This window comes from Arthrobacter sp. B1805 (assembly GCF_002929745.1).
In the GTDB taxonomy this organism is placed as follows: Bacteria; Actinomycetota; Actinomycetes; order Actinomycetales; family Micrococcaceae; genus Arthrobacter_D.
Window position 1 is genome coordinate 46,692 of record NZ_PJIQ01000012.1, and the last position, 13,210, is coordinate 59,901.

At 66.7% G+C, this 13,210-nt stretch carries 13 protein-coding genes, 1 tRNA gene and 1 other RNA gene; 9 read left to right on the forward strand and 6 right to left on the reverse strand.

All coding sequences use genetic code 11. The features are described from left to right. Positions 1-77: 77 nt before the first annotated feature. The 3 genes from CXQ96_RS13365 (at position 78) to CXQ96_RS13375 (ending at position 1,927) form a co-directional block, all read left to right on the forward strand. Complete coding sequence (locus CXQ96_RS13365; protein WP_104118515.1) at positions 78-500, forward strand: DUF3052 domain-containing protein; 423 nt, start codon at positions 78-80, stop codon at positions 498-500. A 3-nt stretch (positions 501-503) separates the two neighbouring features. Then, positions 504-968 carry a redoxin domain-containing protein gene (locus CXQ96_RS13370; RefSeq protein ID WP_104118516.1) on the forward strand — a complete coding sequence of 155 codons (465 nt, stop codon included), beginning with the start codon at positions 504-506 and terminating at the stop codon, positions 966-968. Between the two features lie 113 nt (positions 969-1,081). Continuing rightward, positions 1,082-1,927, forward strand: coding sequence for an NAD-dependent protein deacetylase (locus CXQ96_RS13375; protein ID WP_104118570.1), 846 nt, complete (start codon positions 1,082-1,084; stop codon positions 1,925-1,927). Positions 1,928-2,036: 109 nt separating this feature from the next. On the opposite strand, the gene CXQ96_RS13380 is transcribed toward CXQ96_RS13375, so the two are convergent. After that, positions 2,037-2,112: transfer RNA gene (locus CXQ96_RS13380), tRNA-Val, on the reverse strand. A 133-nt stretch (positions 2,113-2,245) separates the two neighbouring features. Further along, on the reverse strand, positions 2,246-3,472 hold the full coding sequence (gene rlmN / locus CXQ96_RS13385) for a 23S rRNA (adenine(2503)-C(2))-methyltransferase RlmN (RefSeq protein WP_258059120.1): 1,227 nt from the start codon (positions 3,470-3,472) through the stop codon (positions 2,246-2,248). A 230-nt stretch (positions 3,473-3,702) separates the two neighbouring features. Between rlmN and gndA the strand changes: the two genes are divergently transcribed. After that, complete coding sequence (gene gndA, locus CXQ96_RS13390; protein WP_104118518.1) at positions 3,703-5,139, forward strand: NADP-dependent phosphogluconate dehydrogenase; 1,437 nt, start codon at positions 3,703-3,705, stop codon at positions 5,137-5,139. A gap of 100 nt (positions 5,140-5,239) precedes the next feature. Here the strand turns inward: gndA and epsC are convergent, their stop codons facing one another. From epsC to msrA, 3 genes are all read right to left on the reverse strand, one after another. Next, positions 5,240-5,827: a serine O-acetyltransferase EpsC gene (gene epsC / locus CXQ96_RS13395; protein WP_104118519.1), complete on the reverse strand. Its 588-nt coding sequence runs from the start codon at positions 5,825-5,827 to the stop codon at positions 5,240-5,242. 62 nt (positions 5,828-5,889) lie between these two features. Beyond that, the gene (cysK, locus tag CXQ96_RS13400; RefSeq protein WP_104118520.1) at positions 5,890-6,825 is read right to left on the reverse strand and encodes a cysteine synthase A; all 936 of its coding nucleotides are present in this window, start codon (positions 6,823-6,825) and stop codon (positions 5,890-5,892) included. A gap of 114 nt (positions 6,826-6,939) precedes the next feature. Next, positions 6,940-7,464: a peptide-methionine (S)-S-oxide reductase MsrA gene (gene msrA / locus CXQ96_RS13405; RefSeq protein WP_104118521.1), complete on the reverse strand. Its 525-nt coding sequence runs from the start codon at positions 7,462-7,464 to the stop codon at positions 6,940-6,942. Positions 7,465-7,570: 106 nt separating this feature from the next. Here msrA and CXQ96_RS13410 point away from each other — a divergent pair, with 106 nt between their 5' ends. The 3 genes from CXQ96_RS13410 to CXQ96_RS13420 all read left to right on the forward strand — a co-directional run bounded on the left by CXQ96_RS13410 (position 7,571) and on the right by CXQ96_RS13420 (position 10,287). Further along, positions 7,571-8,524 carry a Nif3-like dinuclear metal center hexameric protein gene (locus CXQ96_RS13410; RefSeq protein WP_104118522.1) on the forward strand — a complete coding sequence of 318 codons (954 nt, stop codon included), beginning with the start codon at positions 7,571-7,573 and terminating at the stop codon, positions 8,522-8,524. A gap of 81 nt (positions 8,525-8,605) precedes the next feature. Next, on the forward strand, positions 8,606-9,349 hold the full coding sequence (locus CXQ96_RS13415; RefSeq protein WP_104118523.1) for a zinc ribbon domain-containing protein: 744 nt from the start codon (positions 8,606-8,608) through the stop codon (positions 9,347-9,349). A 2-nt stretch (positions 9,350-9,351) separates the two neighbouring features. Beyond that, positions 9,352-10,287 (forward strand): reverse transcriptase-like protein, encoded by a 936-nt coding sequence (locus tag CXQ96_RS13420; RefSeq protein WP_258059121.1) that lies wholly within the window; start codon positions 9,352-9,354, stop codon positions 10,285-10,287. Between the two features lie 14 nt (positions 10,288-10,301). Here CXQ96_RS13420 and CXQ96_RS13425 read toward each other — a convergent pair whose 3' ends face one another. Further along, positions 10,302-11,063 (reverse strand): YaaA family protein, encoded by a 762-nt coding sequence (locus CXQ96_RS13425; protein ID WP_104118524.1) that lies wholly within the window; start codon positions 11,061-11,063, stop codon positions 10,302-10,304. Positions 11,064-11,144: 81 nt separating this feature from the next. Here CXQ96_RS13425 and rnpB point away from each other — a divergent pair. Both rnpB and CXQ96_RS13435 read left to right on the forward strand, forming a co-directional pair. After that, positions 11,145-11,547: RNase P RNA component class A (rnpB, locus tag CXQ96_RS13430), an RNA gene on the forward strand. 348 nt (positions 11,548-11,895) lie between these two features. Next, the gene (locus tag CXQ96_RS13435; RefSeq protein WP_104118525.1) at positions 11,896-13,203 is read left to right on the forward strand and encodes an MFS transporter; all 1,308 of its coding nucleotides are present in this window, start codon (positions 11,896-11,898) and stop codon (positions 13,201-13,203) included. Positions 13,204-13,210: the final 7 nt, after the last annotated feature.

A 13,210-nucleotide genomic window follows, 5' to 3' on the forward strand; every position in this document is an offset into this window, starting at 1 on the left:
AAGGTGTTGGCTGGTAGCAATGTATTTCCATACGAGGGCCCGTCAGGCGACAGTCCCGTTTTTCCAGGAGGAGCTAAGTGAGCGAGGCTGAAGCCGCCACTGCGGTCAACGTGGCAGGCAAGTTGGGTTTCAAGAATGGAGACCTTGTTCAGGAACTCGGTTACGACGACGACGACGTCGATTTCGACTTCCGGGAGAACCTGGAGGACGGCATAGGGTCCGAACTGCTCACGGAAGATGACCAGGACGTCGTCGACGGCGTGATTCTCTGGTGGCGCAGTGGCGACGGAGACCTGGTCGACGCACTGGTCGACGCGCTGACCTCACTCGGAGCCGGTGGTGTGGTCTGGCTGCTCACGCCGAAGTCAGGACGCCCGGGCTACGTCGCTCCGGCAGATGTCCAGGAAGCTGCTCCGACGGCTGGCCTGCACTCGACGTCGTCCGCCGGCGTCTCGAAGGAATGGGCCGCGACCCGGCTCGTCAGTCGACGGAAGCAGTAGGCCTTGCCGCTGGAGGTGGGGTCCGTCGCACCCGGGTTCGCCCTCGCGAACCAGTTCGGTGAGACCGTCGAGAGCTCTTCGCTCAGCGGGGGAGCTGTCGTCGTGTTCTTCCCCTTCGCCTTCTCGCGGGTATGCACCGACGAGCTCGGTCAGTTGCGGGACAACCTCGACCTGTTCGACGCCGCGGGCGTGACCCTCGTGGCAGTCTCCGTCGACCACAAGTACACGTTGCGCGCCTTCGCGGATGCCAATGACATCTCATTCGATCTCCTCGCCGACTTCTGGCCCCACGGCGCCGTGACGCGGGCTTACGGCGCGTTCGACGACGCCCAGGGCTTCGCCGAACGTGTCAGTTATGTCCTGGACGGCGGGGGCACCGTGCGGGCGGTCATTTCCTCGCCCCACGGGCAAGGCCGACCGATCGGCGATTACGCACGGACGCTGGGTGCCGTCGAAGCGGCCCTGTGAGCGCCCAGGGTGACGGCGGGGCGAGCGGGAACGACCTCCCGGGTCCGGAGTTGAACCCGCAGCTCGGACTGACCGGTTTCGTCAGTGGGACCCCGGCATCCGATCTCGCCCCGATGGCGGTCCGGGAGCAGGAACTCCTCGATCAGGCAGTCGAGCTGCTGGCCGGGCTGCGTCTTGCGGTGCTGACCGGAGCGGGACTGAGTACCGACTCCGGCATTCCGGACTATCGAGGGCCTCAGTCTGTGCCGCGCAACCCGATGACCTACCAGCAATTCGTCGGCGATGAGAATCTGCGGCGCCGCTACTGGGCCAGGAACCACGTGGGATGGGGCCACCTTCGCAGAGCCGATCCCAACGCGGGCCACGCGGCGGTCGCCCTGCTGGAGCAGCGGGGCCTGCTCTCGGGCCTGATCACGCAGAATGTCGACAGGCTCCACTCGTCCGCCTGGAGCGTCAACGTCATCGACCTGCACGGGACCTTCGACCGGGTGGTTTGCCTGCAATGCGCGTCGGTCTTCCCTCGGTCGCGCATCGCGGAGATCCTCGAGGACCTGAATCCCGGCTACCTCGAGCGTGCGTCCGACGCCGGTGACGTCGCACCGGACGCGGATGCCGATGTCGATGACACGGGCGATTTCGTGATGGCACCGTGTCCGGTCTGCGGAGGAATGCTCAAGCCCGACTTCGTCTATTTCGGCGAGAATGTCCCGAAGAGCAGGGTGGCCGACGCCTATGCCATGGTCGATGCGGCAGACGCCCTGCTGGTCGCCGGATCATCGCTGACGGTGATGAGCGGTTTGCGCTTCGTCCGGCACGCGGCCAAGGCAGGCAAACCGGTGGTCATCATCAATCGTGGCCCGACCCGCGGCGACGAGTTCGCATCGCTCAAGGTCGAGGTCGGGGTCTCCGAGGCCCTGACCTATCTCGCCGCCCGGTTGCCGGACCTGCCGCACGGGTAGCTTCGAGGGGTGATCACGCGCCGGACAGTCCGTGCAGGACGCCATCGACCAGGACGCGGTACAAACAGGAACAGGCCGAGCCCCGCAGTGCGAGGCTCGGCCTGTTCCGTGGTGGGTCCTACCGGGATCGAACCGATGACATCCACGGTGTAAACGTGGCGCTCTACCAGCTGAGCTAAAGACCCGAAACGTGCGATGCCGTTCCGTCGGCTACAGCTCGACGGGCGCCATCACGAGGGACGACTATACCGGCTCGGCGGGGTGCCGCGCCAATCGAGGGGCCGTGCCGGTTGGATTGGAGTGCCGATCGGTGTGGCCTCACTCGCCCGCTGCGAGCTGACCGCAGGCGCCGTCGATCTCCTTGCCGCGCGTATCGCGCAGCGTCGTCGGGATCCCGGCAGCACGCAGCCGATTGATGAACTCGGTCGAGACATGCTTCTCCGACGCGGTCCAGATGGAACCAGGGGTCGGATTGAGCGGGATCGGGTTGACGTGCACCCACCCGCGCCCGCGCTGGTTGAGCTTCTTCGCGAGCAGGTCGGCACGCCAGGCGTGATCGTTCATGTCCTTGATCAGTGCGTACTCGATGCTCACCCGACGCCCGGTGGTGCGGTAGTAGTTGTAGGCCGCGTCGAGGGCCTCATCGACCTTCCAGCGTGTGTTCACGGGAATCAGCTCGTCGCGGAGCTCGTCGTCGGGAGCGTGGAGCGACAGTGCGAAGGTCACCGGCAGGGACTCGGCCGCGAGCTTGTTGATTGCCGGTACCAGGCCCACGGTGGACACCGTGATGTTGCGTGCCGACATGCCGAGACCTTCCGGGGAGTCGTCGACGAACCGGTGCAACGCCGCCATCACGCGCTTGTAGTTGGCCAAGGGCTCGCCCATACCCATGAACACGATGTTGGTGACGCGATCGGCGTCGTGCCCGCCATCCGTGCGCAGGTCGCCGAGGGCACCCTCGGCGAGGGCGCGGTTGGCCGCGACGACCTGGTCGACGATCTCCGCCGTCGACATGTTGCGCGTCAGGCCGGCCTGGCCGGTGGCGCAGAAGGGGCAGTTCATGCCGCAACCGGCCTGCGAGGAGACGCAGAGCGTCACGCGGCCCGGGTAGCGCATCAGGACCGATTCCACGAGCGCCCCGTCGAAGAGGCGCCAGAGGAACTTGATCGTGTCCCCGTTGTCCGTCGTCAGGCGCTTCACCTCGGTGAGCAGCGGCGGGAACATGGACTCCACCAGCTCCTCGCGACCGGCCTTGGGAAGATCGCTCATCGCCGCGGGGTCGGTGGTGAAGTGGGAGAAGTAGTGGGTCGACAGCTGCTTCGCGCGAAAGCCCTGGTGGCCCAGTTCCTTCAGGCGCTCCTGCCGCTCGACGAGCGTGAGATCCGCCAGATGCACGGGTGGCTGACTGACGCGCGGCGACTTGAACTGCAGCAACGGGCGCCCATCGCTCGCCACGATCGGCTCGGCACCCTCCACTTCAGGGCGCACCTGAGGGCGCGAGGAGGAGGGGGCTGGGGTAGCGGGGGTAACCGTAACGTCGGACATCCTTATCATTCTTTCACGGATGGCGCCAGCGTCACAGTCCGCGGTCTGTTAGTGCGGACACGTCGCCGTGCCGCACCGATGAAACATAACGCCGTGTGGGGCGGGTGGTGTGGCGGCGGGTGTTGCCACGGTAATAGTGTGAAAGCGACCGGATGGCTCGCGCGGCGACGCGCCCGGAGCACCGGCACATGCAGCGCTATGCATGCAGCTGACAAACGACGGGAAACACATTGAGCGCACAGATCGGCGTCACAGGCCTTGCAGTCATGGGGGCGAATCTCGCCCGGAACCTCGCCCGGAACGGTTACACGGTGGCCTTGCACAACAGGTCGGTCGAGAAGACGGACGCGCTGCTGGAGAAGCACGGCGGCGACGGCGAGTTCATCCGCACGGAGACCCTGCAGGAGCTCGTCGACTCCCTCGAGAAGCCCCGCCGCGTGCTGATCATGGTCAAGGCGGGCAAGCCCGTGGATTCCGTGATCGATCAGCTCACGCCGCTGCTGGAACCTGGTGACATCGTGATCGACGGCGGCAACTCGCACTACGAGGACACCCGCCGCCGCGAAGCTGCCCTGTCGGCGCAGGACCTCCACTTCGTGGGCGTCGGCGTCTCCGGTGGCGAGGAAGGCGCGCTCCTCGGCCCATCGATCATGCCCGGTGGATCCCGCGAGTCCTACGATTCGCTCGGCCCGATGCTCGAGAAGATTTCCGCGAAGTACAACGGCGAACCCTGCTGCCGCTGGATCGGCACGGATGGAGCCGGACACTTCGTGAAGATGGTGCACAACGGCATCGAGTATGCCGACATGCAGGTCATCGGCGAGGCCTTCGACCTCCTCCGTTCCGGTGCGGGGATCGAGCCGGCGGAGCAGGCGAAGATCTTCACGGACTGGAACTCGGGCACCCTGTCCTCGTTCCTGATCGAGATCACCGCCGAGGTGCTCGGTCACACGGACGGGCGTACCGGCAAGCCCTTCGTCGACGTCGTCGTCGATGCGGCCGGGCAGAAGGGGACCGGGCGTTGGACGGTCGTCTCGGCGCTCGAACTGGGAAGCCCGACGTCGGGTATCGCCGAGTCTGTCTTCGCCCGCGCGTTGTCCTCGCAGCTGGAGCAGCGCCTCCAGGCCCAGGAAATCCTGCAGGGCCACGAGGGCACGGTCGAGCTGCCCGAGACCTTCGTCGAGGACGTCCGCCTCGCGCTCTACGCGTCCAAGCTCGTCAGCTACGCGCAGGGCATCGACATGCTCACGGCCGCCGCCAAGGAGTACGGCTGGGAACTCAAGCTCGACGAGATCGCGTCGCTGTGGCGTGCCGGTTGCATCATCCGCGCCGAGCTCCTCGACGACATCATGAAGGCCTACGCCGGTGACGACCGTCCGGCTAACCTCCTCCTCGCTCCCGCGTTCGCGGAAGCGATCGCGGGCGCGGTACCGGCGTGGCGCCGCGTCGTCGCCACGGCCGTCCAGCTGGGGATCCCCGTGCCCGTCTTCTCCGCATCGCTGGCCTACTACGACGGACTGCGCCGCACACGCCTTCCCGCCGCGCTCACCCAGGGCCTGCGTGACCTCTTCGGTGCCCACACCTACAACCGCGTCGACACCGACGGAACGTTCCACACGCTCTGGGGCGAGGACAAGTCCGAGATCGAGGCCGTCGACACCCACTGACGCACTGTCGATCGATAACGAGGTAAGCCCCGGACAGCTGTCCGGGGCTTACCTCGTTCTGCGTCAGGATCGGTCATGCGTTAGCTACGCGTGACCCGCATCAGATGTAGATGGCAGGATCCACATACTCCGCCGGATCGACGGCGGGCTGCGTCTCCCGGCGCGAATCGCGGTGGCGGAACGTCGCAGGGATCCCGGTGACGATGGAATCCGGCGGCGTGTCCTTCACGACGACCGCGTTCGCACCGACAGCGCTTCCCGCCCCGATCGTGATCGGACCGAGGACCTTGGCTCCGGCTCCGATCGTCACGCGGTCGCCGATCGTCGGATGGCGCTTGATCTTCTCGAGCGACCGCCCTCCGAGGGTCACGCCCTGGTAGAGCATGACGTCGTCACCGATCTCGGCGGTACCGCCGATCACGATGCCCATGCCATGGTCGATGAAGAACCGGCGGCCGATGGTGGCTGCCGGATGGATCTCGACACCGGTGAGGGCGCGAGCCAGTTGCGACAGGACACGTGCCGGAAAGCGCAGCTTCTCGTGACGCCACATGCGGTGGGTCAGCCGGTGCACCCAGATGGCGTGGAGCCCCGAGTAGACGACCGTGTTCTCCAGCGAACCACGGGCAGCCGGGTCGTGGGCGCGCGCGGTCTCGAGATCCTCGCGCAGTCGTTCCAGAAAACTCACGGCTACCTTTTCATCGGGTGGTGGAGGTGTGCGGAACCGGTCTGGAGGTCACTCGTCCCGGTTCAGCCGCGGATGTCGTCGAACAGCACCGTGGAGATGTACCGCTCGCCGAAGTCGCAGACGACGGCCACAATGAGCTTACCGGCGTTCTCGGGTCGCTTCGCGAGCTCGAGCGCTGCCCAGACGATCGCCCCGGACGAGATCCCTCCGAGGATTCCCTCCTGCGTGCCGAGCGCCCGAGCCACCCGGACCGAGTCCTCGACCGTGGCGTCGAGTACCTCGTCGTAGACCGTGCGGTCGAGGTTCTCCGGTACGAAGTTCGCGCCGAGCCCCTGAATCTTGTGGGGACCGGGCGCACCACCGTTGAGGATCGCGGAGTCCGCGGGCTCGACGACGACGATCTGGACGCCGGGCTTGCGCTCCTTGAGTACCTGACCGACGCCGGTGATGGTACCACCGGTACCCACACCCGCGACGAAGATGTCGACGGCTCCGTCGGTGTCGTCCCAGATCTCCTCGGCCGTCGTCGCGCGGTGGATGGCAGGGTTGGCCGCGTTGGCGAACTGCTGCGCCCAGATGGCGTTCTCCGTCGTGGCGACGATCTCCTTTGCCCGCTCGACGGCGCCCCGCATGCCCTCGGAACCCGGGGTCAGGACGATCTCCGCTCCGTACGCGCGCAACATCACACGGCGCTCGGTCGACATCGTCTCGGGCATCGTGAGGATCACCTTGTAGCCGCGTGCGGCGCCCACCATGGCCAGGGCGATACCGGTGTTCCCGGAGGTTCCTTCGACGATCGTGCCGCCGGGACGCAGGGCTCCGGCCTTCTCTGCCGCGTCGATGATGGCGACGCCGATGCGGTCCTTCACGCTGTTCGCGGGGTTGTAGAACTCCAACTTGACGGCGACCTGGGCGTCGAGACCCTCGGTGAGGCGGTTGAGGCGGACGAGGGGAGTGCGTCCCACCAGTTGGGTGACGTCGTCGTAGATCTTTGCCATGCGGAGCCTGCCTGTTCAGAGGAGTCGGGAAGTTCGGGATGACGTCGGCCGCGGGCGCATGGAAGCCACCCCGTCACCGACGGCGGTCAGCTTAACGGCTGGGTGCTGATGCGCCTACGCGGCAAGCCACTGGGAGTAATATTTCCTGGCCTTGGACAGCTTCGGGTTGATGATCACCTGGCAGTAGCCCTGTTCCGGGTGCTTCGCGTAGTAGTTCTGATGCCATTCCTCCGCCACGTGGAACTCGGGGAGGCGGCTGACCTCGGTGACGATCGGGTTCTTCCAGTTCTCCTGGTTGCGCGCGATGGCTTCCTCGAAGAGGCTCTTCTGCTCCGCGTCCTGGTAGTACATGACGCTCCGGTACTGCGTGCCGACGTCGTATCCCTGTCGGTTCAGCGTCGTCGGGTCATGCGATACGAAGTACATGTCCAGGATGACGTCCTCCGGAATGACGGTCTCGTCGAAGGTCACCGCGACAACCTCCGCATGACCCGTGATGCCCGAGCAGACGGAGTCGTAGTCGGGATGCTTCGTATGGCCGCCGGTGTAACCGGATACGACCTCGGTCACCCCCCGGGTTTTCTGGTAAAGGGCATCGAGGCACCAGAAACAGCCCCCTCCGAGCACAAAAGTCTTCATGACTGTGTCAATGCACGGCGGGCACCGATGATTCCCGTCTGTCATCCGCCCAGGGAGGAAGCCCGCAGAGTTGGAGGGGCCGGCAGCGGCAGGTATTACTGGTGTCATGGAACAGAACGATCACGACGCCGGCGTCGAAGCGTCCCCGACCGGCGGCACGGTGGGAGACGAAGAGACAGGTACCGCGGGGACCGGGGCCGACGGGAGCGCAGCGGTCGCAGTAGCGCCGACGGTCGGGGACGTGCTGCTCGCGATCGAGGAATTGTGGCCCGAGAGCCTCGCCGAGGGGTGGGACGCCGTCGGGCTCGTCGCCGGGCGGTCCGAGAACCGGGTGGAGAAGATCCTGTTCACCGTCGATCCGACCGCGGAGGTCCTCGACGAGGCGCTCGCGTGGGGAGCGGCGATGATCGTGTCCCACCACCCGCTGCTGCTCAGGCCGGTCACCTCTGTCGCAGCGACAGGGTTCAAGGGCGAGGTGGTGCACCGGTTGATCGAGGCGGGATGCGCTCTGGTGACGGTGCATACGAATGGTGACAGCGCCGTCGGCGGTGTCTCCGACGTGTTGGCCGATGCGCTGGGACTGACGGACGTCGAACCGCTCGCTCCGGCAGCGGACGGCCTGCCCGAGGAGGGAATCGGGCGCGTGGGCAACCTCGGAGCTCCGATGGCACTCGGATCGTTCGCGGAGATGGTGTTCTCCATCCTTCCGGCCGTCGCCGGAGGAGTTCGCGTGGCGGGGGACAAGGACGCGCTAGTGCGCAGGATCGCCGTGTGCGGAGGAGCTGGTGATTCGCTCTTCGACCGCGTCCGCTCGAGCCAGGCCGACGTCTACGTCACCGCAGACCTGCGCCACCACGCCGCCTCGGAAGTACGGGAGGCCGCGTCCGGCGGGACGCCGTACCTCATCGATGTCTCGCACTTCGGCAGCGAGTGGCTGTGGCTCACGCCCGCGAGTGACGCCCTGAGCAACGTCCTGTCCGATCAGGGATTCGTGACCGATATCCGGGTCAGCGGGGTCAACACCGATCCCTGGGACTTCGTCCTCACACCGGGCCGCTGACGAACGACGACGTGGCCTAGGCTGGAACGACGCTGACGCCCGCCCGTCGTTGCCCTTTTTCGACCGACCCTGGAGGTTACCGTGGCCAAGGCTGCACCCGAGGAACAACTCCGCCTGCTCGACCTGCAGGCACTCGACTCGACCCTGAACAAACTCAGCAGGCAGGCTGCCGCCGCCCGCAGCAACCCCGAACTGGGCGTCGTCGCCGCGCGCGTGGCCGAGGTGGACGGCGAACTCATCCGTGCGACGACCGAGCTCGGCGATCTCCAGCGCGAACTGACGAAGGCGGAGGACGAGGTACAGAGCGTCGTCAACCGGCTCGAACGGGACGAGAAGCGGCTGAACAGCGGAACCGGCACCTCGAAGGACCTCACCGCCCTGCAGCACGAGGTCGCATCGCTCACCAAGCGGCGTTCGGACCTCGAGGACGTCGAACTGGACGTGATGGAACGTGTGGATGCAGCACGTGCTGCACAGGCTGAAGTCCAGGGCCGCACGGATGCGGTCCGCGCGGAACTCCGCGCGCTCGAGGAGGCCCGCGATGCGGAACTCGCCGACGTCGAGGTTCAGCGCACCCGGGTGCAGGCCCAGCGGGACGAACTCGCCGCGACCTTCGAGGCCGGCCTGCTGGCGATCTACGAGCGCATCCTCGCGAAGCGCGGCGTCGGCGCCGCGCGGCTGTTCCACGGGAAGTCCGAGGGCTCGGGCATGCAGCTCAGTCCGGGCGATCTCGCCGACATCTCCGGCGCTGCGCCGGACGACGTCGTGCTGTGCCCCGATTCCGGCTGCATCCTGGTGCGGTCCGGCGATTGGGGAAACCAGTAGCCGTGACGGACCAGCAGTTGTTCGATCCCTACGAATCGGACCATGACCAGCAGCCTGCGGACGCGCCCGCGCGGCTCATCGTCGAGGCCGACGGCGGCTCCCGCGGGAACCCGGGACACGCCGGCTATGGTGCGCTCGTGCGGGACCCCGACACCGGGCGGATCCTCGTCGAGAAGGCCGCCTACATCGGCAAGGCCTCAAACAATGTCGCGGAGTACTCGGGCCTGGTGTCGGGCCTCGAGCTGGCGCGTGAGATCAATCCAGCCGCGTCGGTGCACGTCAAGATGGACTCCAAGCTCGTGGTTGAACAGATGTCCGGGCGCTGGCAGATCAAGCACGCGGACATGCGCGTCCTTGCAGCGAAGGCCCGCAAGGTGCTCGATCCGCGCCGGGTCACCTACGAGTGGATCCCGCGCGAGCGCAACAAGGACGCAGACCGGCTGTCCAATGAGGCGATGGACGCCGGCATGGCCGGCGTCGACTGGAAACCGCGGGCGGCAGCAGCAACCGTGGCGGGCGAACCACCCGTCGCGGCAGCGGTTCCTCGTCCTGCCGGCAGGCTCCATCACCTGGAGGTCTGGACGCGTGATCTACCCGCCGCGGAAGCAAGTCTCGGCTGGCTGCTCGAGAGGCTCGGCTTCCCGCGCAGGGAGTCCTGGAAGGACGGCGTCAGTTACGGCTCCGACGATTTCTACGTCGTGCTCGAAAGTGGTCCGGACGTCGCCGATGCTACCCATGAGCGCCGTCGCCCCGGCGTGAACCATCTTGCGTTCCGAGCAGGCAGCCGTGCTGACGTCGACCTCCTGGCACGACGGGCAGCCAGCCACGGGTGGACCCTGCTGTTCGCCGACCGCCACCCGTTCGCTGGAGGACCCGAGCATTATGCGGCGTACCTCGAGAACGCGGAGGGCTTCGAGATGGAGCTCGTGGCCGTCTGACGGCCACGGGTTCCTCACCCGAGGATGATGCTGAGCTGGGCAGGCTTCCGTGTCGATGCCGGTTCGAGTTCAGCCGTCCACCTCTCCCGTGCGGCCCTTAGCAGGGCCTCGGGAGTCGCAGGAGGCGTGCCGCGCCGCGTCAGCAGATGCCGGGCGAGCTCACCGCGTGTGTGCTTAGCGAAGTGGGACACCACGGTGCGCTTGCCGTTGCGCACCTGGTACACGTTGACGGCAGCACTCTGGTGCACGGGCGGCGCCCAGGCTGCAGCGTAAGTGCTGGACCGGCAATCGACGACGAGGTCCGCGCCGGCGTGCTGCACCAGGGGATCCGCCAGGTGTCTCTTCCAGTACCCCGCGAGGCGTCCCGTGCCGGGAAGATCCACCGCCATGGACAACCGGTAGGCGGGGATTCGGTCGCCGAAGCCGATGGCACCCCACAGGGCGGAGACGACGACGCACTGTTCCCGCGCCTTGCGCTTCTGTGCCGCTGTCATTCCGGCGTAGTCGAGAGCGTCGTACAGGACCCCGGAGTAGACGTCGTGCGCGGGCGCGGCGGGTACCTCGTCGAGGATCACGTTGCGCCTGACATCTGCTGCAAGGGACTCGCCGACGCCGAGGATCGAATGCGCGTCGTTTGCGCTGCTGGCCTCAGCCAGAGCGGTGAGCACCGCGCGCCTGGCGCTGAGCAGTTCGGGAAAGTGCAGGTCCTCCAGCCGCAGCGGCTCGCCCTTGCGGGCTTCGGTCTTACCCTCGGACGGCGGAAGCAGGATCAGCACTGATCAACTCTATCCAACTCGGGCACCCCGCCCGAGCGCTGTGCGCCAGAAGCTCCGGGTCCGCCTAGAATGGACGACGGATGGGTCGACCAGGCGGTCGCGTTGGATGGTGTGCAAGCATCGATTCCACCGAGGAACGTCCGGGCTCCGCAGGGCAGGGTGGTGGGTAACGCCCACTCGGGGTAACCCGCAGGCCAGTGCCACAGAAAAGAAACCGCTGTCCGCAGCAGGCCTCGGCCCACGCACGGGCAGTAAGGGTGAAAAGGTGGTGTAAGAGACCACCAGCGTGCCGGGTGACCGGCATGGCTCGGTAAACCCCACCCGGAGCAAGGCCAGACAGTGCGCGTTATCAGGGCTGCCCGCCCGAGTGCACGGGTAGGCCGCTGGAGGGCGTCGGCAACGGCGTCCGTAGATGGATGGCCGCCACTCGCGCGACGGTAACGGCGCGCGATGACAGAACCCGGCGTATCGGTCGGCCCATCCCATAATCCCTGCGGCGTCATGAAGCGGCCCCCCGTACCCGGTCTCAAGAGGTAGGGGGACCGCCCGGCGTCTATAGCCGCCTCAGGAGGGCATCGACCGCGATACTGCTGGGGGAACGACCGCGGGAAACCCTCCCGGAGACTATCTTCCGCCCACCCTCGTCGCGCGGCAACGTAATAGCTGCGGCTAAGCCATCGGTGAAATCGGGAACTCCGCGGGACCAGCCGATCATTGCTGAAGCGAACAATTATCGGTGTGCGGCGTGCGTTGGTCAAGGGGCCGTGAGAAGGAGCCGATCATTGGACTGCTCGGGCCGGTCCTCCTAGTCGTGCTCGGCTAGGGTGATCGGATGAGCGCTGGGGGTACCGGGACGAAACACCTGCTGGTGCGCAACCACAACTTCCGGGCACTGATGGTCTCCAGCACGTTCGGCGTGCTGGGGAACGCAGTCGCAGCCGTAGCACTGCCTGTCATCGCTGCGGTAGAACTCGACGCCAGCAATTTCGAGGTCGCGGCCCTCGCCGGCATGACGTTCCTGCCGTGGCTCCTTTTCGGGCTTGCCATCGGCGTGTGGGTGGACAGGCTGCCGCGCAGGCCCGTGATGCTGGCGTCCCTTGCCGCGCGCGTCGTCGTTCTCGCGCTCCTGCCGCTCGGGTACTGGCTCGGTTTCCTCAGCACGCCACTGCTGTTCGCGGCGGCCTTCCTCGCCGGTATCGCGTCCGTCTTCTTCCAGTTGGCCGACGCAGCCCTCGTGCAGCAGGCCGTCACACCCGATGAGCTCATGGAGGGGAACGGCCTGATCACCGGTTCAGGAGCGGCCGCGGACGCGGCGGGCCGGTCGGTTGCAGGATGGTTGACGACGATGGCGGGAGCCTCCAACACGCTCGTCGTCCAACTGGCGACGTCGGTCGTCTCCCTCATCGCCATCCAGCGCCTCGACGTGAAGGAGATCGTGCAGCCTCACACCGAACGGCGGATCCTCCACGACATGTGGGCGGGGCTCCGCTACACCTTCAGCACGGCTCCGCTGCGGGCCATCCTCCTCAACGCCGCCCTCTGGAACCTGGGCGGCAACATCGCGGCCTCCCTGCTCGTCCTCCTCGTGCTGAGGACCCTGGGGGAGTCGGAGGTGTGGCTGGGATTCCTGTTGGCGGCTGCCTCCGCCGGCGGAGCGGTCGGTGGTATCACCGCCCACTCCATGGGGGAGCGCTTCGGATCAGGACCCCTCTGGCGGTGGTCCATGGTGCCGGGTGTCTTCGGCTATGCCTCGTTGCTGATGCTCACTCCCGGGTGGGGCATGCTCTGGGGAGTCCTCGGCATGTTCGTGATGGGCGCAAGCATCGCCTGGAACATCGTCGTCGGCTCGAGTTTCCGTCAGCGCGTGTGCCCGCCGGGGATGATGGGCAGGTTGGGGGCTGCCTCAAGGACCGTGAGCTGGGGCATGCTTGCCCTGGCCAGTTTGCTGGCAGGCGTCCTGGCAGAGACGCTCGGCATTCGTGAGGCCGTGCTGATCGGCGTACTGATCGCCTCCCTCGCCCCCCTCGTCGCCCTGGTGGGACCACTGCGGGGTGTCAGGAGACTGGAAGACCTCGTCGAGGCACCCGGGCCACACCTCGGGACTCCCGAGAAAGGCCTCGGTACGTCAGGGAGAGCATGACGGCGCT

Coding starts and splice junctions, on each gene's coding strand:
- CXQ96_RS13375 (WP_104118570.1), top strand. CDS start 1,082: ATGGCGGTCCGGGAGCAGGAACTCCTCGATCAGGCAGTCGAGCTGCTG.
- msrA (WP_104118521.1), bottom strand. CDS start 7,464: ATGAAGACTTTTGTGCTCGGAGGGGGCTGTTTCTGGTGCCTCGATGCC.
- rlmN (WP_258059120.1), bottom strand. CDS start 3,472: ATGTCCGACGTTACGGTTACCCCCGCTACCCCAGCCCCCTCCTCCTCG.
- cysK (WP_104118520.1), bottom strand. CDS start 6,825: ATGGCAAAGATCTACGACGACGTCACCCAACTGGTGGGACGCACTCCC.
- CXQ96_RS13435 (WP_104118525.1), top strand. CDS start 11,896: ATGAGCGCTGGGGGTACCGGGACGAAACACCTGCTGGTGCGCAACCAC.
- CXQ96_RS13410 (WP_104118522.1), top strand. CDS start 7,571: ATGGAACAGAACGATCACGACGCCGGCGTCGAAGCGTCCCCGACCGGC.